13 protein-coding genes are annotated in these 21,300 nt (G+C 31.2%); 7 read left to right on the top strand and 6 right to left on the bottom strand.

Annotated features, from left to right (window positions below; all coding sequences use genetic code 11):
• Positions 1–255 precede the first annotated feature (255 nt).
• Positions 256–1,248, bottom strand: coding sequence for an OmpA family protein (locus N5D03_RS12900; RefSeq protein ID WP_038330653.1), 993 nt, complete (start codon positions 1,246–1,248; stop codon positions 256–258).
• A 2,254-nt stretch (positions 1,249–3,502) separates the two neighbouring features.
• Positions 3,503–5,140 carry an AraC family transcriptional regulator gene (locus N5D03_RS12905; RefSeq protein WP_280051876.1) on the bottom strand — a complete coding sequence of 546 codons (1,638 nt, stop codon included), beginning with the start codon at positions 5,138–5,140 and terminating at the stop codon, positions 3,503–3,505.
• A gap of 346 nt (positions 5,141–5,486) precedes the next feature.
• Between N5D03_RS12905 and N5D03_RS12910 the strand changes: the two genes are divergently transcribed.
• The 3 genes from N5D03_RS12910 to N5D03_RS12920 all read left to right on the top strand — a co-directional run bounded on the left by N5D03_RS12910 (position 5,487) and on the right by N5D03_RS12920 (position 7,557).
• Positions 5,487–5,726, top strand: a complete 240-nt coding sequence (locus tag N5D03_RS12910) for a hypothetical protein (RefSeq protein ID WP_171622778.1) — start codon at positions 5,487–5,489, stop codon at positions 5,724–5,726.
• Positions 5,727–5,754: 28 nt separating this feature from the next.
• Positions 5,755–7,200: a MauE/DoxX family redox-associated membrane protein gene (locus N5D03_RS12915; RefSeq protein WP_280051877.1), complete on the top strand. Its 1,446-nt coding sequence runs from the start codon at positions 5,755–5,757 to the stop codon at positions 7,198–7,200.
• Positions 7,201–7,272: 72 nt separating this feature from the next.
• Positions 7,273–7,557, top strand: a complete 285-nt coding sequence (locus tag N5D03_RS12920) for a DUF6520 family protein (protein ID WP_280051878.1) — start codon at positions 7,273–7,275, stop codon at positions 7,555–7,557.
• 48 nt (positions 7,558–7,605) lie between these two features.
• Here N5D03_RS12920 and N5D03_RS12925 read toward each other — a convergent pair whose 3' ends face one another.
• From N5D03_RS12925 to N5D03_RS12935, 3 genes are all read right to left on the bottom strand, one after another.
• A complete protein-coding gene (locus N5D03_RS12925) occupies positions 7,606–10,131 on the bottom strand; it encodes a prolyl oligopeptidase family serine peptidase (protein WP_280051879.1) in 2,526 nt (841 codons plus the stop codon).
• Positions 10,132–10,194: 63 nt separating this feature from the next.
• Complete coding sequence (locus N5D03_RS12930; RefSeq protein WP_280051880.1) at positions 10,195–11,583, bottom strand: RagB/SusD family nutrient uptake outer membrane protein; 1,389 nt, start codon at positions 11,581–11,583, stop codon at positions 10,195–10,197.
• Positions 11,584–11,593: 10 nt separating this feature from the next.
• Positions 11,594–14,572, bottom strand: coding sequence for a SusC/RagA family TonB-linked outer membrane protein (locus N5D03_RS12935; RefSeq protein WP_280051881.1), 2,979 nt, complete (start codon positions 14,570–14,572; stop codon positions 11,594–11,596).
• A gap of 2,634 nt (positions 14,573–17,206) precedes the next feature.
• On the opposite strand from N5D03_RS12935, the gene N5D03_RS12940 reads away from it, so the two are divergent.
• Positions 17,207–17,464: a helix-turn-helix transcriptional regulator gene (locus N5D03_RS12940; protein ID WP_280050212.1), complete on the top strand. Its 258-nt coding sequence runs from the start codon at positions 17,207–17,209 to the stop codon at positions 17,462–17,464.
• Positions 17,465–17,765: 301 nt separating this feature from the next.
• A complete protein-coding gene (locus N5D03_RS12945; RefSeq protein WP_280051882.1) occupies positions 17,766–18,551 on the top strand; it encodes a hypothetical protein in 786 nt (261 codons plus the stop codon).
• Positions 18,552–18,648: 97 nt separating this feature from the next.
• Here the strand turns inward: N5D03_RS12945 and N5D03_RS12950 are convergent, their stop codons facing one another.
• Positions 18,649–18,789, bottom strand: a complete 141-nt coding sequence (locus tag N5D03_RS12950) for a hypothetical protein (protein ID WP_280051883.1) — start codon at positions 18,787–18,789, stop codon at positions 18,649–18,651.
• A 46-nt stretch (positions 18,790–18,835) separates the two neighbouring features.
• Here N5D03_RS12950 and N5D03_RS12955 point away from each other — a divergent pair, with 46 nt between their 5' ends.
• Positions 18,836–20,095, top strand: coding sequence for a DNA cytosine methyltransferase (locus N5D03_RS12955; protein ID WP_280051884.1), 1,260 nt, complete (start codon positions 18,836–18,838; stop codon positions 20,093–20,095).
• Positions 20,092–21,168 (top strand): HpaII family restriction endonuclease, encoded by a 1,077-nt coding sequence (locus N5D03_RS12960; RefSeq protein WP_280051885.1) that lies wholly within the window; start codon positions 20,092–20,094, stop codon positions 21,166–21,168. Before N5D03_RS12955 ends, N5D03_RS12960 begins: the two co-directional genes overlap by 4 nt.
• Positions 21,169–21,300: the final 132 nt, after the last annotated feature.

A 21,300-nucleotide genomic window follows, 5' to 3' on the forward strand; every position in this document is an offset into this window, starting at 1 on the left:
TCTTAGTTCTCGATACAATTTTTATTCATTTCACTTCTAAAAATCACTCGAACTGACGAATGCATATTCAAATTGAAAATTCTTTATGATTAGTTTTGATTAAATGATTTTAAAGAACCATCAGAATTAAACATTCTTTGGTATAGAATCTAGTTCTTTAGTTTCTATAATGTTTGGAGCAACTTTTTTTAATAATGTACTACGGATTAGTATCAATATTTTTCATGTTTAATAAAATTAAAACATATATAGATTTTACTTTACTTTAACCAACTCTACACGTCTATTTTTAGCTTTATTTTCTTCTGTATCATTTGCTACCAATGGTTTTTCGGCTCCGTATCCTATAGCAGATAAACGTGTTTTATCAATACCTAAAGCAATTAGTTTTTGCATTACAGCATTTGCACGATCATTAGATAGTTTTTTGTTATGCTTAGCGTCGCCAGAATTATCAGTATGCCCTTCAATTGATATTTTTAATGTGTTATCTTTCTTTAAGGCATTTGCAATTTCAGTCACAATCTCATCACCTTCTTGCGTGATTTTTGCTTGATCAACATCAAAATTAATATATAAAATAGATTTTCCATTCTTAGTCAAATCCTCAGCAATTTCGTCTGCTGTTACTTTGGTGATAGTTTGCTTAAAGTCTGTTTCTTGTAGTACATTAAGCGAAGCACCTGCATTGTTAGAAAGGTATTGTATATATACATTTCCTTTATCTTTTGTACGTAATACCCAAAACTTCATATTTTGTCCAGCGTATCCCATATCACCTTCGCCTCCTTTATTCGGATCTTGTTTATTGTAACGCTCATATTCTTCTTTGGTTATTTCACCATCAAACACTTTAACAGCCCCGATAGATTGTAAATAATCAGCCATACTTTTTTCAAAGAAATGTTGCGAAAATTCTTCTCCTTGTTTAGGTGAAACAAAAGTTTTATACAACTTTCCTTCAAAAGGTGTCATAACACCGTTAATAGGAAAAAAACATATGTCAAATTGTTTTACCAAAGGTTTGTTCATTTCTTTTAAACCTTGTGGAAGATTTATGAAAGGAAAATCTCCAATATCAGCTGTTGAAAATGGAATTTTGCTGATGTCAAATCCATTATCAGCAACCGTGTTATCTTGTTTTTGATTAGTATCTACTATAACATTATCCGTTTTCTTTTCTTCTGTTTTGTTGTTACAAGAAACAATCAAAGTAGCAGCAATCGCTACAATAAATAGTTTATTCATCGCTGTTCAAATATTAATTTTATAGTATTATTTGAGATAAAAATACTATAAATTATTATCATACAGTTATTTATTTACGTAATTATTTTAATCTTCTATTTAGATCTTTATTAAAGTCATCCTCTTTTTTATTTTACGAATATTGAATTCATATGCCCTTCGGGGAAGCTCATCCCAAAAAAAAATTGAAATTAAAAATTTGAAATTAAAAGGAGGAGCCACGGTGTGGCTCAGGTACTACTTATTTCTAATTTTCATTTCTTCCTTTCATTTTTTATTCATTTCCTGTTTATTTTAATTATTGGTATTCATATGCCCTTTGGGGAAGCTCATCCAAAAAAACATTTGAAATTAAAAGGAGGAGCCATGTTATGGCTCAGGTATTTTAAATAAATTATTTCCATAAAGTTGGCAACTCGCTTTGCTCAAACACTCCAACTTTTTTTATTCCAATAATTTAGAGTTGAATTGCATTTCGATTCTAAATTGCCGGATTTTTTTAATTCCTTTTTCAATATTCAAATTCACTTTTAATAAGGAATTAAAAACCGTTATTGCTGAAGAGTCGAGTGTCTATTCGACGTAGCGAGCGTTAAAAATGATTTATGTTTGCATTTCATATGCGAATGTTCTAAAGCATTTAGCGAGTAGTCGTTATTGACCGACTTGTAAGCACAGACTTGACTTTTTTGGTTCGTTTTTGTGTCAAGACTTCCCCGAAGGGCATATGAATTCATTTGAAAACAATAATAACTCATGAATAAAAATGAACATATAATTATTAATCAACTTGTAACAATTTTACCTAAGCTCCACAGGAGCTTCTCCTTTTAATTTCAAATGTTTTTTCATCAAGGAAAAAAAGAATGTAAAATTCTTTCTATCACTTTTATATGAGCAAAAAAGTAATCAAAAAACTCTTGGCTGTAAACCTCTCTACTAAAAATGTTCTCATTCCACTAAAGATTTTACAAACCCTACGGGCTAAAACCTTTTTAACGTTGCACTCAACCATTTTCTTAACGTGAGAGTTTTAATGCCGGTTTTTCATCCTTTTTTCAATATTCAAATCCACTTTTTATAACGGATTTTAGAGTCGACATACGATTTGCAGACGAGTTTCAATCCATTGAAACAAGCGTAAAAAAGATTAGTGAGCGTATGCGAATCATTTAATCTTTTTAGTGCGTGAGATGGTAATTGAACGTCGAAAATCGCGGTCTTGACTTTTTTGGTTCGTTTTTGTGTCAAGACAAAAAATGAACGTAATAAAATAATTATCTTCTTATTATCGTAAATTATGATCAGAACCTCATTCTTAATCTTAAATACATACTACTTTTTACATAATACATTGTACAACAACCCTCTCAATACTAATATCTCACATCTAATTTGTACATAATACATTTTACATCGTATATAAAAAATCGTTTACATACATTCTACTGCAACTATGTTGCCTTCATCTTGCCTTGATGTTGGGAGTATCCTGCCATTTGGAATTGTCAATGTTCTACGGTTAACGTTTTACGTTTTTTTCTTTCTTGTTGTCACATTGAGTAAATTTTCGTTTCATAGAAAAAGAAAATTGTATCGAAATGTCTTTTCTATGTCAGTTGTATGTACCTATGTGGTGAATATTCTTTTTTGTCATATCTTCCTTTCATTTTTTTATTCATTTCCTGTTTATTTTAATTATTGGTATTCATATGCCCTTCGGGGAAACTCATCCAAAAAAACATTTGAAATTAAAAATTTGAGATTAAGAGGAGGAGCCACGGAGTGGCTCAGGTATTCATTTTCTTTGATGTCACTTTTTACTTGACTAAAAAGTAACCAAAAAGTCAAGGCCGTAAACCTCTCTACTAAAAATGTTTTCATTCCACTAAAGATTTTACAAACCCTACGGGCTAAAATCTTTTTAACTTTGCATTCAACCATTTTCTTAACGTGTGAGTTTTAATGCCAGTTTCTACGCCCTTTTTCATTATTAAAATTCGTTATCATTTCGATTCTAAATCGTCGGTTTTTTCATCCTTTTTCAATATTCAAATTCACTTTTAATAAAGAATTTTGTCACATTGATTATGTCGAAGAATAAGACGAAAATTGTTTTAAAATGTCTAACTTCTCGATACAATTTTCTACATTACATTTCAAAAATCACTCGAAGTGACGGTATTTACTATCTTTTTGAATGTACTGAACCTCGGTTTGAGAGTCTACCGAAGTATCGAAATGTCTTTTCTTATTAATCGTCTTTGTTCAAATTGAATTTCAATTGTTTTATATATTCATAAGGGCGAAATGAGGTTACTTGAAAGAATACATTCGAAAATTGACGAGAAGATGAAAAACCTACTAATTCTGCTAAATCACCAATTGAATGTTGATGATACTGATCTGAATCCATTAGGAGATGAAGAACATAATTTATTCGAAGTTGATTGATGTAATTTGAAAAATTAGTTCCTTTTTCTGAATTAATAATCTTTGATAAATATGCAGAATTGGTTTTAAATGATTTTGCTAATTGAGCTAAGGTTAAAGTTTTCTGTACAAATAAGTGATTTATTTCAAAATCATCCAGTTTATTCAAAATATGATTTACAACTTCAGTAGGAATCTCAATAACGGGAGGTTCTTTTACTTTCTTTTTATCTATCGTAAGCTGTTTGAAAAAACGTTTGTAACTATACAATACCCCGATTGAACATAAAATGATCACAAAACCTATCAAAATAGGGTAGAAGATGATTTTGAATTCAACATTTTTCTTCAACTTCAATAGTTCTTTTTCATCATATTCTTTTTGGAGAACGGGAGATAGCTTTACTGTATTTTGCTGAGTCAAATGATCTAGTTTTAGTAACTGATTGATATAATACAATTGATTTGGGTAATTACGATTATTTTCAGAATTATGGATTAAGGCATCGTAAGCAGCACGAACATCGCTATCCAAAAAATCATATTCATTAAAAAGTTGATCTATTTTTTCAAAATATATAATTGCTTTTTGTACTTCATTTATTGCCTCGTAAGATTTACCAATATAAAAATAAGCCAAACTCAGTGTATTAGAATCGTGGTGACTTTTCAAATGATCTAATTCATTTTTTAGCGTGGTTATAGACTGTTGATACTCTTTTTCTAAATAGAACTGAATTCCTTTTAAATAAGTAAAATAATGAATAAAATAGTCGTTTTGCGAATCTTGACTCAATTTCAAGCCTTTATGATTAAGTTGATTAGCTTCGGTGTATTTATGTTGAGCCTGTAAAATTTGAACGGAATAATAAAGGCTATTTAAATAATAAGCTTGGTGATTGATATCCGAACTATTTTTTTTAAAATAAGAAGAGCATTTCGCAAATAGATCATGAGACTCCTCAAACTGTTTTAATTGAAATTTAATTAAAGCAACATTAAAAAGGACTTTATATGTTAAGTAGGTGGATGATTTCTTGTTCAGTTTCTTTTCAGCCAATAAGTAATTTTTTAAGGCTGGTTGAAATTTCTTGAACTGATAATGAACCAATCCTTTCGAAAGAAAACTTTGAACAATCAAATCATTATTCCTTGTCTGTTGAGCAACAACTATCGCACTATCAGCATATTTTAATTTGGTTGAATAATCCTGTGTATAGTAAATAGCTTCTTTATAGCCATAGAATAAAGTTTCGCCATCATTGCTAATCTTAGCCTTTAAGATATAAGCATTAATGTACTTCCAAACTTCGGGATTGTTCTTATCGGTTTGAAATGAATCAATTCTCTGAACTAGAAAGTCATTTGTTTGTGTGCTTAGTTGATCAATTGCATAGACATTTTCGATGTTGAAAATAAGCCATAAAAATCCAATTAGAAGGGGTATAGATGTTTTCATAAGCATTGTTTTTTTAGATGAAAACAGTAGTAGATTTTCATGTAAGTTACTTATTTTAATTGAATTACGTTTGTAAATTACCACAAATCACTAATCGATTACTCCATGAAATGTATGAATTTATAAATTTCACACATTTATACAGCGTGTTAGGATATTTTTTTCATAGTAAATTAAAAAATTAACATTTGGTAATTTATTGTTTATTAATAATATAAACGATTACAGGTGACACTTTTATAAAATCAACATAGTCTTTATGTTTTTGACGTGCTTCTTTATTGTTTTAATCATTATGCCTTCTAATTTTAAGCTAAGAATATAAATAATCCTAAAAAACACGACTATGAAAACAAAAACTTATTTATTCATTAGCATCATTAGTTTCCTATTTTATCAATGTATAGAGGAGGAGGAAGCTCCACAATTAAGATCAGATGGTTTATCTGTTGTAGAACAAAAACGCGAATCAGATTTACATATAGAATTGGATAGTATCGTTACTGCTGATTCTATTCAAGAAGAAGCTGATCCACCAAAAGATAAAGATCCTTACATCAAACGTACTGAAGAAGGAGGTGAGTAGTTCACTTTAAACCTTAAAACACATTAAGATGAGAAAATATTTTCCTTTTATCCAATCACTCATCTGCTACCTATTTATTGTGTTGTTTATTTATGCGGCGGTGAGCAAACTGATGGATTTTGAAACTTTTCAAACGCAATTAGGACAATCGCCTTTATTAGCCAGTTATGCGATTCCTATTTCGTATGGTATTATTGCCATAGAACTTGCAACAGCTGTTCTTTTGGTGTTTGAGCGATTCCGATCATTCGCTTTACAGATTTCACTTTTCTTAATGGTGATGTTCACCACCTATATTGTAATTATTCTACATTTCACGGCATTTACGCCTTGTTCTTGTGGTGGAGTTTTAGAAAAGATGGGATGGACGGAACATTTGATTTTTAATGGTGTCTTTGTAGGATTAGCTTTAATTGGCATTAGGATAGCAAACAATACTCAAAGATGGAAACGTTATATCATTCAACAATTCTTTCTTATTTTAATTGGAATTGTTAGTGTTACCATTTTATATGGTTTATCTGAACAAAAATCTCAGTATAACAATGCGTTTACGCGTAAATACATTCCGCATTTGGCAGAAAAACTAACTACACTCAATTTAGAATCAACTGGTTATTATATAGCAGGAATTGATAGTTGTCATCTCTATTTAGCCAATACAGAAACACCTTTATTTCTTAAAAGGTATGATTATCTCGCTAATCAAATGAAGGATATAAAACTAGAAATTGATCAATATAAGTTGCCTTATAAAAGAGTGATTGCTTATGTACAAACACCTTATTTTTATTTAGGAGACGGTTCCGTCGGTATTTTACTTCGGGGTAAAATTGACGATTGGAAAGCAAAGACCATTTCTAAAGGAGATGTGTTTTATAATCAATTTGTGGTCGCAGATTCTTCTAAGTTTGGGATAGCAACTTATAGTACCAAAGTAAAGGCAAATGTGTTGGGATTGTTATCAGAGCATCAACTTCAGCTTAACTATGGCAGTCTAGAAAAACAACTTGATGGTACATTTGAGTCGGACGGCACATTCTTATGGAATTCTCAATTAGAAAAGTTTATTTACGTCTATTACTACAAGAATCAGTACCTCGAATTTGAAGCTGAATTAGCTGAAATGAAAACAGGAAATACCATTGATACTATTTCTAAAGTTCAGATCGATGTAGCCTATTATAAAAAAACACAACAATATAAGCTAGGACCACAAACCTTACTTGTAAACAAATTAGCCTCTACTTATGGTAATCAACTCTATATATCGACTGATCGATTAGGCAATTTCGAACAAAAAATAGAAGGGGCAAGTATTATAGATGAATATGATTTGGTGAACAAAACCTATACCCATAGCTTTTACCTCTACCATTCGCCTAAAAATCAACTAAGAAATTTCACTATTTACAAAAACAAAATATTTGCAATTGTAGATCATGAACTTTATATCTATAACAAAAGAAAATAAATCGTTGCGCAACGCAGGGGATGACCGAAAACCTGTACAATAGAGTAAGTCACCACATTAAAATTATACAAGATGAAAACAAATTTTCTAAAAAAAGCGCTACCAATTGGGGTAGGAATGATGGCTGTTGCTTTTGCATTTGCCACTGAAAGTAAATCTTCTCAAAATAGTGAAGAAGAAGCGATGACAGGATATATTTACAATTCTGCAACAAATCATTGTGATGACGTAAAAGTTGATTGTTCAGCAACAATTGGATTACCTTGTACTGTGAACGAAAATGGAATTGAAAAAGATGTTTTTGAATTGAGAGATTTATCAGAAACTTCGTGTAGTATTCCGTTATATCGTCAATAAATATTTAAGTCTAATTTAAATAGGAACGGAGCATCATGCTCCGTTCTTTTATTTTAAATACGTATCAAACCAATTTTTTATTTTATTGGATAAAAATTGTTGATTGGTTTTATTTTTTAAGGTATGTCCTTCATGATCAAATAAAAGTAATTCGGCTTTTTTTCCTAATCGTTTTATTCCCATAAAAAAATACACACTTTGGTACCAATTTACATTATAGTCTTCTTTGCCTGTCCATATTAAAACTGGTATTTGTAATTCTTCTATATGATAAAGAGGCGAGTTTTTGTAATATTTATCTTTTAAATTATATAAACTATCACCCATTCTTAATTGGTAATTTTCTAATCGCCATAATTGATCTGACTGATTATCTATATTATAATCATGGTAATAACTAATCAAATCGGTTATAGCTGAACCAACAACTGTTGTTTTGAAAAATGTTGATTGTGTAGAAATAAAGGCTGTTTCATACCCACCAAATGAATGTCCAATTAAACCAATTCTTTTTTGATCAATTGTCGATAGTTCTACAGCTTTTTTTACCGCATTTTCTACACTGACTAAAGCTGAATAACCCGGGTTTCCAATTTCATATTCTATATCGGGTAACAAAACAAAATAGCCATCTACTACATAGTTCATGAAATTAAATCCGATAGGTGAATTTTTAGATGGTAAAGTAAATTCATTGACTTTAAACGAATTCTTTTCATAAATGTACACAACCATAGGATATGTTTTAGTTGAATCGTACTGAGAAGGGTATAAAAGAGCCCCATTCATCACGTTTCCATTTATAGATGTATAGTTTATATTTTTAGAAAAACCTAAGTCGTATTCACTTAGCTTAGAGTTGCTTTGGTAAACAAGACGCGTTGTATGATTAGTGGAAAGTTCATGAATAGAGGGTGATTCATTGTATTTTGCTTTTCTATAATACAATTTATTTTTGTTGCTATCACTGTAAATTTGATTGATTTCGGCATCAGTTCTAAAAGAATGTATCACTTTTCCCTTTTTTAAGAACGCTATTCCATGCGACTGATCATCTTTATGGAGTTTAATGATCAGTGGTTTATTCATGTCAATACTACGATTTGATGAGTTCGTTAAATTGATAGATGCCAAACGATTGTGTTCTTCTTTTTGTTCTCCAAAGGTAATTTGCTTTACTTCATTTTTATCTATACTAAACTGCCACAAATCATAGGTTGACGTTAGTAGAATAGATTTTCCATCCTCTGACCAATAGGGCTGATCAAAAGGCGGTTTGTCAGTTTCTGCTTTAGTTCTATCATAAAAAACTTGAGAAAGAACTGTTGTTAGCTTCTTATGTGTTTGCTTTTTTACATCATACAAATTCCAATGTTTTGTTTTAAAATAAGCAATGTACTCCCCATTTGGTGAAACAGAAATAAAATTAGGGTTGGTATACAGACTATCGATTATTTTATATGATTTTTTTGATTGATAATCATTTAAATAAACATCTGCAATCTCAAAATATCTATATTGTGGTTCATACTGTTTTCTATCAATTGTCAAAGCAAAAGGGACATTACGATCAATAGAAAATTGTTTTCCTTTTATTTCCATAACAGTATTGTACTCATCTACAGACCAAATTAATCGTTTATACGCATCCTGTATTTTTATTCTTTTATCTTTGAGGTAATCCCACGTATCATTGGTAGACCACTTTTCAATTCCTTTTAAAGAATCTTCGGTACTTTTTTCATTTAGTTGAAATTCAATAAATTGTCCATCCGTTAAAACACGAACAGATTCATCCATAAAATAATGAGAAGGATTTATTTTCAACCAATTTTCTACATTGATGAAATTCAGCCTTTTTGTTTGAAATGCGTAACGAACTATTTTTATCTTTTCATTTTCTTTTTCAAGAAATGAAAAATACTGTCCATTTTTACTCCAATTATTTAGAGGAGATCGATCATTAAAAATGTACGTACCTGTATCACTTGATAGCTGATCAATAGCCTCTAATTTTGAGGTATAAAAACTGACTGTTTTACCATCCTTAGAAAGAATTGCCAATGTAGATGAAGCAGGGCTCCAACTAAAGCTGGAAACATTATGCTTTGTAACAAATTTTTCTGATCTGGTATCGAATAATGTCAAAACATCATCAGTTGTTAAATAGGCAAGCTGTTGATTGGTTGCATCAAATTCTACTTTTTTAATTGGTTTATTCAAAACAAGAACGCTTTTCGAATTTCTTAAATCGATTATTTCAAGTTTGCTTTCACTTAAAAGGATTGCAAAATGTTCGTTATTAGAAAACAAACTCTTTTTTGTATTTTTTCTTTCTATGGTTTTAGAAGTAGAAGAATGAATTAATCGAATGATATTCTTACCTAAAAATGATTCAGAGGTTTCAATCCAATTTCCGTTAGCACTTATATTACGAATTGTAGTATTAGTAGACCATATACTGTCTAAATCGTGAGTATATTTTTTCTTATTTATCTCTTGACCAAAGACGTCGTAGGTCGAGAGAATCAATCCCAATAGGATGAGGAATATTATATTACTTATTTTTTCCATTGGTACTAATTGTGATGTTTGTATGAATGCCTTTTTGTGAAGTTGTATTTGTAGTACAACTTCTTAATAGCCTTGGTTTTGTGGTAATAGATTTGGATTAATTAAGAGTTCGGCCTCTGGAATTGGTAATAATACATCAGTTGCTTTCCAATTTGCTTTTATGGGACTTAAAACTTGATCTGCCAATTTCCATCGTTTCAAATCAAACCAACGATGACCATGTTCTGTAAACAATTCATGTTGACGTTCCGTTATAATAGCTTCAAAAATATCTTGAGAAGATGAAGTTGTGATAGGTGTTAATCCAGCTCTATTTCGAATACTATTTATATCCCCTTTTGCTCCATTCAAGTTGCCTAATCTCATTCGTGCTTCAGCTCGAATTAAAACCTGTTCAGCAAGTCTAAAAACAATGGTATATTCTTTACTTGTTGTTGTCACATACTTCTCTTTGTATTTGAAGGGCATTACCCAATTTTTCCCATTAGTAGTAATTTGTTTTGTCCATTGTTGTTTTCTCAAATCAGTTGGCTCAAAAGATTCAAATAGTTGAGGGGATAAAGATGCATTAGGAGGAGGACCAGCCTCAAAAATGTATATACCACCTTCATTAGAATTTCCACCTTCAGCTTTAGCTTTTAATTGGAATAGTGTAGAACGACTTTCTTTCAAAAACTCTTTATTTAAGTCATTCTCTAACTGAAATTTTCCAGAATTGATAAGTTCAGACGACTCAATTTCAGCTTTTTCCCATTTCTCTTGGTAGATGTATAGACGTGCTAATAATGCAGTAATGATATATTTGTTCGCCCTAAGATTGCTTGTAACTGACGTAAGCTCACCTAATTGTTGTTTAGATTCAATAAGATCTTCTTCAATTTTAAGAAGTACATTTTGATGACTTGTTTTTGAACTCTTCTGATTAATGGTATAATCTGTTGTGGTAATAAATGGAATATCTCCAAATAAGTTAGTTAAATAAAAGGATGCTAACGAACGGATAAATAGTGCCTCAGCTTTGTATTGTTTCTTTTGCTCTTTTGTCAATCCTTTTGATTTTTCTACACCTTCTATTACCGCATTGCATTCGTATATTAATTTATATGAACTTGTCCAAATCCCTTTTACACCGTCATTTGTAGGAATAATTTGATGTCTATAAAATAAATCTGCAACACTATTAGGAGCAGCATAACTATCCAGCTCGTCTGAATATATTCCCATGTAAAAACCAGCACTAGATAAGTTACCAGCAATTAAGCTGTTATCACGTAAAAGTGCATATAAAGTAGTAACGGCGGCTTGTGCCGTTTGGTTTGTTTCAAATACATCTGTTTGGTTCAATTGTCCTTTTGGAGAATCTAATTCCACAAAATTCTCACAACTTATCATCGTATTTCCTATTAGGAAAACGAATAAAGAATAGCTTACTATGTTTTGATATTTTATCATAATTGTGTGATTAAAAATTAGCTTTAAACCCTATCGAAACTCTTCTCAAAGGAGGAAGAAAACCAGTTGTCTGCTCTGGATCACCGTATTTATACTTACTCCATGTCCATAGGTTTTGACCTTGCGCATAAATCACATATTGATTGGATTGATTTTTACTTAGAGGAAGTTTATAAGACAATGAAACGTTTTTCAACCGAATAAAAGAAGTATCAGTTACGATTGCATCACTGTTAATATAATTAGAATATGCAAGAGTTGCATTAGAATTTGAGCCACTTGAGTAATTTTGTAAATTCCCATTCACCACAGATAGAGGCTGATTACTCATTGTGCCAGGCATAGCATAATTATAGAATTCATTAAATCCTTTTTTCTTAGAAAACTGAAAAAAGATATCTATATTAAAGTTCTCATAAGAAATAGAGTTGAAGAATCCACCATAAAAAGAAGGATCTAGTGATACAACTTGTTGTTTATCTTCTATGGCGGTTATCTTACCATCTCCATTATAATCAGTAAACTCATACAAGCCAGTTGTTGGATTAATGCCTTCAAAATGATATATTTTCTTGCTGTTTAATGATTTTCCAATCACATAGGAATTAGCGTAGGACGTATTTTCTAAACCTTCAAATGCCACCAATCTATTTTTAGGAATAGTAAGATTAAACGAAGTTGACCAGTTGAATTTAGCCGATTTTATAGGAACAACTTGCAAATCCATTTCCCAACCTTTATTTTCTACAACTGCATTCAAATTCGCTTGTATAGACGTAAAACCAGTTATAGCAGGTAAACTATAGCCAACTAATTGGTTATTTGATCGGTTTTGATAATAATTCAGCGTTAGGTTAATTCTATTTTTTAGGAATGCTGTTTCTAAAGCAAATTCCAACTTTTTATTTTTCTCCCACGAAAAATCAGGATTATACAAACGTGCTGTTGTCAATAGTATATTCCCATCATATCCATTTTGACTGATGTTATAGGTATTTAGGTATTGATAATCTCCAATTTGATCATTTCCTGTTACCCCATAGCTTCCTCTCAATTTCCCAAAACTTAACCATGATACGTCACGTAGAAAACTTTCTTTGGAAAACATCCAAGCTGCACCAACTGCACCAAAATTAGAAAACCGATGATTAGGACCAAATCGGCTCGATCCATCTCGTCGTCCTGTCAAGTTGAAAAAGTATTTTTCGTGTAGATTATAATTTACCCTTCCATACAGAGCAGCATATTTATATTGCTCTTCAGTATCTTTATATATCATCACATCTTTAGCTGCGCTTAATACATTTATTAGTTTATTATCTGTAAAGCCATCAGCGAGTATCACTAATTTTGTTGTTGTCTGACTATTTAAAGTCCCACCAATTAATACGCTTAGTTTACTCGAAGCAGTTAAATTAAAATTGGCATCCAATTGGGGTTCTATTAGCCATCCTTCATGTTGACCAGAATTTTTAGTCATGTTAGATGATTGTAGACTTGTAGCACCAAAAGCAGGATTGCGAATGGTGTGTGGATTAAGTTGACTATCATCTAAATCTGATCGATTGTACCCTACATTAGATCGTAAAACAATATTATCCATCAACTGATAACTTGTATTCAGATTTGTATTTAGATTACGTGTATTATTGCGGTAACTGGCATTGAGTGCTGCAAGTGGGTTTGTCCAAGTATTGTTTTCCCAATTTAAGCTACCATCTTCATTAAACAACCGTGGTGCATTTGGAACAAGCGTTCTTGCAATTCTTGTCAAATCTTGTGTAGGCAAATAGTTTTTATCTTGTCCATAATTAGTGGTCCATTGCAATTTTAGTTTGTTATTCGCTGTTTTATGGTTTAGTGTCGAAAAAAAGCTCAATTTATTGTAGGCATAATCACCATAGAAAACAGAAGTTTCTTTCATTACATTAGCACCTATCATAAAATTAGTTTGCTCATTTCCACCGTTTATAGACGTGCGAATGTTGTGATTGAAAGCTGTATTCCCAATAAGTAGTTTTTGCCAATCCGTATATCGGGTCTGATCCCATGTTCCATTTATGTCGTAGGCTGTCGTAGGATACGTCGTTACACCATCGTTCGCAAAGGCTTTTTTCCTTATTTCTAGATGTTGTTCGGTAGTAAGTAATTTAGGAAGCTTCGTTGCATTAATAACAGTGGTAGACGCATCTATAGAAATACTTGTTTTCTTCGCTTTGCCCTTCTTAGTGGTAATCAATAGGACACCATTAGCTCCACGAGATCCATAAATAGCGGTTGCATCAGCATCTTTTAAAACTTCGATAGATTCGATGGATTGAGGATCGATATAATTTAAAGGATTTATAGATGAATACAAGAATAATCCTCCACTTGTTATATTATCTCCCATCGAATTGGTGTCAAATGGAACACCATCTACTATAAATAGAGGATTATTCCCTGCAGCAATACTATTTTGACCCCTTATCCGAATGGTATAACCACCTCCAGCCACTCCAGAAGTTGGTGTAATCTCTAAACCAGGAACACGACCTTGCAAAGCATCTAAAACAGAATTCACGGGCTGATTCTCTATTTCCTTAGCCGTTACACGTGCTATAGACCCTGTACGTTCTTTGTCCTTTACAGCATAGTACCCTGCATTTATCACTACATCTTTTAGCTGAATCCCGTCTTCTTTTATGAAACTTACATTTATCACGCTTCTATTCAGTACCTCTTCTTCACGAATAGGGAAATCCAATTGCTCAAAAATTAGTTTAGCATCATCATGTTGCAAGGTCAACGAATAGTATCCATTCGCATCAGTTCGCACACTATTCTGTGTACCTTCTTCTGTTACTACCACGCCAGAGAGCAAATGGTTATGATCTTTCACCGTTCCAGTCACGGTTTTTCCTGTTTGTGCAAATAGGGGTGTAGCACAAACCAATCCCAATAGCACACTTATTATATGCCTATTGAGTTTAAAGTAAAATATTTTCATAATTTTACATAAGTTTTTTAAAATTCAACATTAGTTTTAAAATCCACTCCTTTTCCAGTACATCGCGCCAACTTTGTTTTTGGGAAAGGGGTTTTTGTTTTTTTTTACGTTTTACGGTCTACGCTTAACGTTTTACGTTTTTATTCTTATTTATATTCAAATCCACTTTTTAATAACAAATTTTGTCATTCTGGGCTTGTCTCAGAATCGCATCTAATATGTCATTTCGAGGTATCGAGAAATCTTTTGTCACTTTTTTTCGTCAAAAAAACTAACGAAAAAAGACTTGTCTTTGATTTTCGACGGTCAAAATAAGTTTCAGCCATTCAATGTTTTAAATCATTTGCTACGCAAACAGTAAAACATTTTAACCATTTACTTCAACTTTTTGACACTCGCCTCCAAATCATATGACATTTTTTTAATCCTATTTAAACATTCAAATCCTTTTTTAACAATGAATTTATAAACCGTCATTGCTGAAAAGTCGAGTGTCAATTCGGCGTAAAGAGCGTTAAAAATGATTTATGTTCGCATTTCATATGCGAATGTTCTAAAGCATTTAGCGAATAGCCGTTATTGACCGACTTGTAAGCACAGACTTGATTTTTTTGGTTCGTTTTTTCATCAAGGAAAAAATGAACATATAATTATTAATCAACTTGTAACAATTTTACCTAAGCTCCACTGGAGCTTCTCCTTTTAATTTCAAATGTTTTCTCATCAAGGAAAAAATGAATGTAAAATTCTTTCTATCACTTTTTTATTCATAGCTTATCTATTTTAATTATCGGAATTCATATGCCCTACGGGGAAATGAGCAAAAAAGTAATCAAAAAACTCTTGGCTGTAAACCTCTCTACTAAAAATGTTCTCATTCCACTAAAGATTTTACAAACCCTGCGGGCTAAAACCTTTTTAACGTTACATTCAACCATTTTCTTAACGTGAGAGTTTTAATGCCGGTTTTTCATCCTTTTTCAATACTCAAATTCGTTGTCATTTCGATTCTAAATCGTCGGATTTTTAACTCTTATTTATATACTCAAATTCACTTTTACCAAAGAATTTAGAAACCGTCCTTGCTGAAAAGTCGAGTGTCAATTCGGCGTAAAGAGCGTTAAAAATGATTTATGTTCGCATTTCATATGCGAATGTTCTAAAGCATTTAGCGAGTAGCCGTTATTGACCGACTTGTAAGCATAGACTTGATTTTTTTTGTTTCGTTTTTTTTATCAAGAAAAAAAATGAAAGTAATAAAATAATGAACTACAAATTATCTTCTTATTATCGTAATTATGTTCAGAACCTCATCTCTATTATCACGCGCGCGCGCATTCGTGCCTGTTTATCCTATATTCCTCCTAAAATATCCCCCTCCAACAGGTTTTAAAAAATACATTAATAAATGAAAACTAATAATTAACACTAATTACTTTATGAAGATCATTTACTTTCTTATTGTGTTGTCTTCGGGGGATAGAGTGTGAATCTGTTTACTCTTTCATAATTTTACATAAGTTTTTAATTCAACATTAGTTTTAAAAGCCACTCCTTTTCCAGTACATCGCGCCAACTTTGTTTTAGGGAAAGAGGTTTATTTTTACGTTATAAGTTTTACGCTTAACGTTTTACGTTTTTATTCTTATTCAATATTCAAATTCATTGTCATATAAATTCTCAAATCCCGCACCTCGAATTTCGAATTTCGCGTCTCGAATCTCGAATCTAAAATCTAATCTGTACATTTTACATCCTAAATCCCACCTCGTAAATCAAAAATCTTATCCCTTCCGATACACGAACCACGAACAAACCATACGGAACGCATATACAATGGATACAGAATGGATACAGCGCGGATACACAACCGATACAGAAAAGTGTCATTTTCGATATACACCGATACAGGATTTTAACTCTTTTTAACACATTATTTCTCTAATATTCTGTCATTTCGAGAAATCTAATCTGTACATAATTGAATCCTCTTAATACTAAATTCTAACATCTCAATACTAATAATAAGGTAGCAGAACCCCAATAAATTTGGAAAATGGCAATAAAGGATTTACTTTTAATGTGCGAAAAAAAAGAGTATAACAGTTACTGTCAAAGTCTCCTTACCGAGGCTCTGATAGAGAGTGTGTAAAGAAAGGATAGCCCTTTGCTTTACGATCCGTGTTTTAAAAACGTTATAAAAACGGAGAATTGTTCTTTAAAAGAATTGAAAAAACAATCAGACTTTGTCTGGCGGTTTTTTACGAATGAATTGTTTCGTTCTCATTTTGTGTTGGGTTTTAAGAGCGATTGTCTTTCAATAAAGTATAGAAGAAATAAGGACGAACTTCAATACTTTGAAAGAGGTACCGCTAAGAACCACTATAACTTTCGTTATAGTTCCACAAAGATTTACATGAAGTTCGCCCTATTAGATATATTACAAAAATAGTAAAATCTAATAGAAGTTGGCGAACCCATATCATCTCATGTGGAATTTAGCGGTTTTCTTTCATGAGAGACATTATTGAGCTAAGATAAACTTAGCTAATGTTTTATGTCGCTTAATTATTATAACAAATATATAAAGTTTTACGTTAAACGCAAAACTTTTATTAAAAAGTTTTTATTATTATGAAAATAAATAGACTAGATATTGTATTTACAGAGAAAAAAATTCAAAATAGAGTCATAGCAAAATTTATTGGTAAGTCTGAATCTACTATTTCATTATGGAGAAATAATAAAAGACAACCTTCTCTAGAAGAACTAATTGAGATTGCAAAATTACTAAGAGTAAGTATTTATGATTTAATAGAACCAACAAACTGGGACAATGAAAAATCTGAAACTTACGAGGAGTTTGTGAAAAAAGTAAAAGATATTAAATAATTAAAAAAACGGTTAGTTTAAAATAAAAATCTTAAATTCGAAATGAATATAAGTCATAGGCATGACGTTCATTTATTACTCAGGTTTTAGATTTTAGGTTAAAAGTTCACCTGAGTTTTTTATTTATACGTAAACACATTAAATTAATTAAAGAAAGGGCTTCTATTAGAAGTCTTTGTTTGTTTATACAATAATGGTTATAAATTAGATTAATTTATATATTTGTTATTTATACGAAGCTAATGCTATAGTAGTTTCGTAAAAAAAATTATACCAGCAATTTATAAAAACAACCACACAAATGAAAACATGTTTTGTAATCCAGCCATTTGATGGAGATAAATTTGATAAAAGATATAAAGATATTTTTGAACCTGCAATTAAGGAAGCAGGATATGAAGCTTATAGAGTTGATAAAGATAATAGTGTAACAATCCCAATTGAAAATATAGAGACTAAAATACGAGAATGTGATTTTTGTTTTGCAGAAATTTCTACAGATAATCCAAATGTATGGTATGAATTAGGGTATGCCTTTGCTTGTGGTAAAAATATTATCATGGTTTGCTCTGAAGAAAGAGCTGGCAAATTTCCATTTGACATTCAACACAGATTTATAATAACATATAAAACTGGTTCACCAAGTGATTTTACTGACTTGGCTAAAAGAATAACTGCTAAAATTAAAGCTACAGAACATAAGAATAAGGCAGTAGAAACACTACAACAAATTCCTCTTCAAGAAGTAAAAGGACTAAAAAGTCACGAACTAGCTTTGCTAATACTTATTACAGAGAGTACAATATCCAAGAACGATTCAATTTCTGTATACAATCTAAAATCTCAAATGAATAAATCGGGATATACTGACATTGCGACGAGTGTTGGGATAAGAACGCTTGAAAAAATGAAACTAATTGAAACATTTATGTATCAAGATGAATGGAATAATGGACAAGAGTATATTGCATGTAAATTAAGTGAATCAGGTGAAAATTGGATTTTGGAAAACCAAGATCAATTAGAATTTAAATTTGATAAGTCACTGATTCAAAGTGAACCAGATGATGATGATTTACCTTTCTAAAATATTAAAAACTTTAGATAACAAGATATTGCCAAAGGAGAGGCTAAAGTGCTAAATTCAATGTTTCTACTTCTATCACCTCCAAAACGATATAAATTCAACTCATAAAATTCGTTTTGTCTAGCCTCAGTGCAAAATTGAAAGTTTCGGCTTCGATTTTCCCTGCATCACCAATATCCAGAACGTTACATGCAAGCGCATCCAAACTTTGCGCATAAATCCCTAATCTGAAAATCATCGGTTATTTTTTGTAAATTGCAATCAATTATAGAGAAATTGAATTAATGAAAGTTTTGGAAAAAATATCACTTGAGAAAATTAGAAACGATAGAAAAAATCCTATCGTTGACTTTGATGTTAAAGATGCTGTGATAACCCATTATCTTCATAACAATAAAAACGGAGTGTCACAATTTTATAAAAGTGATGCAATCGAATATACCAACGAAATTTTAAAAAATTACGTTTCTGAAGATTACGCAAATTATGTAACTGAAAGTAATTTTCAATTAGAGCTTTTCAACAATGAAAATGTTCCATTTCAACCTATAGAAAATCCCAAATTCAAGTTTATAGATTTATTTGCTGGAATTGGAGGTTTCCGATTAGCATTACAAAATCTCGGAGGGAAATGTGTTTTTACAAGCGAATGGGATAAACAAGCACAAAAAACATATCGTGCTAATTTTGGTGAAACTCCATTTGGTGATATTACAAAAGAAGAAACTAAACAATATATTCCAGACAGATTCGATGTCCTTTGCGCAGGTTTTCCTTGTCAAGCGTTTTCAATTGCTGGTAAACGTGGAGGATTTGAAGATACAAGAGGAACATTATTTTTCGATGTAGCTGAAATTATCAAACTAAAACAACCAAAAGCATTTTTTTTAGAAAATGTAAAAGGTCTTAGAAGCCACGATAAAGGGAAAACTTTAGAAACAATTTTAAATGTTTTACGAAACGATTTAGGGTATTTTGTTCCAGAACCTCAAATCGTTAATGCTAAAGATTTTGGCGTTCCACAAAATAGAGAACGTATCTATATTGTTGGTTTTCATCCAGATTCGTGCGTTGATAATTTCAATTACCCAAAACCAACGAATCAAAATGCAACTTTCGCAGACGTGAAAGAAGAGAATGTTGTTGAAACTAAATATTATTTATCAACTCAATATCTTCAAACGCTTGTTAATCATAAAGCAAGACACGAAAACAAAGGAAATGGTTTTGGTTACGAGATTATCAAAGATAATCAAACAGCAAACGCTGTTGTTTGTGGAGGAATGGGACGTGAAAGAAATTTAGTTTTAGACCATAGAATTACTGATTTCACTCCGACAACAAAAATCAAAGGAGAAGTAAATCGTGAAGGCATCCGTAAAATGACTCCAAGAGAATGGGCTAGATTACAAGGTTTTCCAGATAATTATATCATTCCAGTTGCTGACGCATCAGCTTACAAGCAGTTCGGCAACTCCGTTGCCGTACCAGCTATTCAAGCAACTGCTAACGAAATTATTAAACTAATGCTGAAAACTAAATGATAACTGGAAATAAAGGGGAATGGAGCGAAGTTTATGCGCTTCTTAAAATTATTGCTGATAAACAATTATTTGCTGGAGATAGTGATTTAAATAAAATTGAATCATTAATATTTCCAATTATTAAAGTTTTAAGAGATGAGTCAAATGGAACTTTCGAGTTTTCATATGAAAATGATATTGTTTTAATTAAAAAAGAAGAAGAAGAATTTAGAATTTCAATCTCAAATTTTCAAGAAAATGCAAGTTTGCTCTTACAAAAATTAAAAGAAAAAACAAATGCTACTTTTTCAATTCCTGAAATTGAAGCATTTATTAATTCATACCAAAGTCAATCAATTAAAGCTAAATCTTCAGTAAAAAGCGATATTAAAATTGTTATTCACGACCAAAGAACTGGAACGAATCCCGAATTAGGTTTTAGTATAAAATCACAATTAGGTGGAGCTTCTACTTTATTAAATGCTGGAAAAACTACTAATTTCATATACGAAATCAAAAACATAAATTTATCTGAAGAACAAATTAATTCGATAAATTCAATTGATACAAGAAGTAAAATCAAAGATAGAATTGAAGAAATTTATTCATTAGGTGGTTCTTTGAGTTTTATTAAAACCGAAAGTTCAATTTTTGGAAATAATTTAATTTTAATTGATTCTGCATTACCAAAAATCGTTTCGGAAACACTTAAAAAATTCTTTACTTCCAGCTTATCAAAAAGCATCGAACTAATAAATTGTGTTACAGAAACAAATCCTTTGAACTTTGATTTAGAGAATAATCATCCTTTTTACAAATATAAATTCAAACGATTTATAACGGATATTGCACTTGGGATGATGCCATCAAAAGTTTGGACTGGACAACTTGATGCAACTGGAGGATATCTAGTTGTAAAAGAAGATGGCGAAGTTTTGTGTTATCATATTTATAACCGAAACGAGTTTGAAGATTATCTTTATTCAAATACAAAGTTTGAAACTGCAAGTAGCTCGAGACACGATTTCGGAAGTATTTATAAAGAAAATGATAAACTTTATTTCAAATTGAACTTACAAATTAGATTTCTATAAAAGCGCCAGCATGTAACATGTGTAACTGTTGCACAACTCCAATTTACAGTAAAAACAGAATATATGACCTCGTTTAAACCTTTTTTAGCGAGGTTTTTGTTTTTTTTTACGTGAAACCTGTGGGTACGTCAT

Origin of the sequence: Empedobacter sp. GD03861, from assembly GCF_029840885.1 — a bacterium.
Lineage (GTDB): Bacteria > Bacteroidota > Bacteroidia > Flavobacteriales > Weeksellaceae > Empedobacter > Empedobacter falsenii_B.

Coding starts and splice junctions, on each gene's coding strand:
- N5D03_RS12905 (WP_280051876.1), bottom strand. CDS start 5,140: ATGAAAACATCTATACCCCTTCTAATTGGATTTTTATGGCTTATTTTC.
- N5D03_RS12930 (WP_280051880.1), bottom strand. CDS start 11,583: ATGATAAAATATCAAAACATAGTAAGCTATTCTTTATTCGTTTTCCTA.
- N5D03_RS12940 (WP_280050212.1), top strand. CDS start 17,207: ATGAAAATAAATAGACTAGATATTGTATTTACAGAGAAAAAAATTCAA.
- N5D03_RS12955 (WP_280051884.1), top strand. CDS start 18,836: ATGAAAGTTTTGGAAAAAATATCACTTGAGAAAATTAGAAACGATAGA.
- N5D03_RS12925 (WP_280051879.1), bottom strand. CDS start 10,131: ATGGAAAAAATAAGTAATATAATATTCCTCATCCTATTGGGATTGATT.
- N5D03_RS12920 (WP_280051878.1), top strand. CDS start 7,273: ATGAAAACAAATTTTCTAAAAAAAGCGCTACCAATTGGGGTAGGAATG.
- N5D03_RS12900 (WP_038330653.1), bottom strand. CDS start 1,248: ATGAATAAACTATTTATTGTAGCGATTGCTGCTACTTTGATTGTTTCT.
- N5D03_RS12910 (WP_171622778.1), top strand. CDS start 5,487: ATGAAAACAAAAACTTATTTATTCATTAGCATCATTAGTTTCCTATTT.
- N5D03_RS12950 (WP_280051883.1), bottom strand. CDS start 18,789: ATGATTTTCAGATTAGGGATTTATGCGCAAAGTTTGGATGCGCTTGCA.
- N5D03_RS12960 (WP_280051885.1), top strand. CDS start 20,092: ATGATAACTGGAAATAAAGGGGAATGGAGCGAAGTTTATGCGCTTCTT.
- N5D03_RS12935 (WP_280051881.1), bottom strand. CDS start 14,572: ATGAAAATATTTTACTTTAAACTCAATAGGCATATAATAAGTGTGCTA.
- N5D03_RS12915 (WP_280051877.1), top strand. CDS start 5,755: ATGAGAAAATATTTTCCTTTTATCCAATCACTCATCTGCTACCTATTT.
- N5D03_RS12945 (WP_280051882.1), top strand. CDS start 17,766: ATGAAAACATGTTTTGTAATCCAGCCATTTGATGGAGATAAATTTGAT.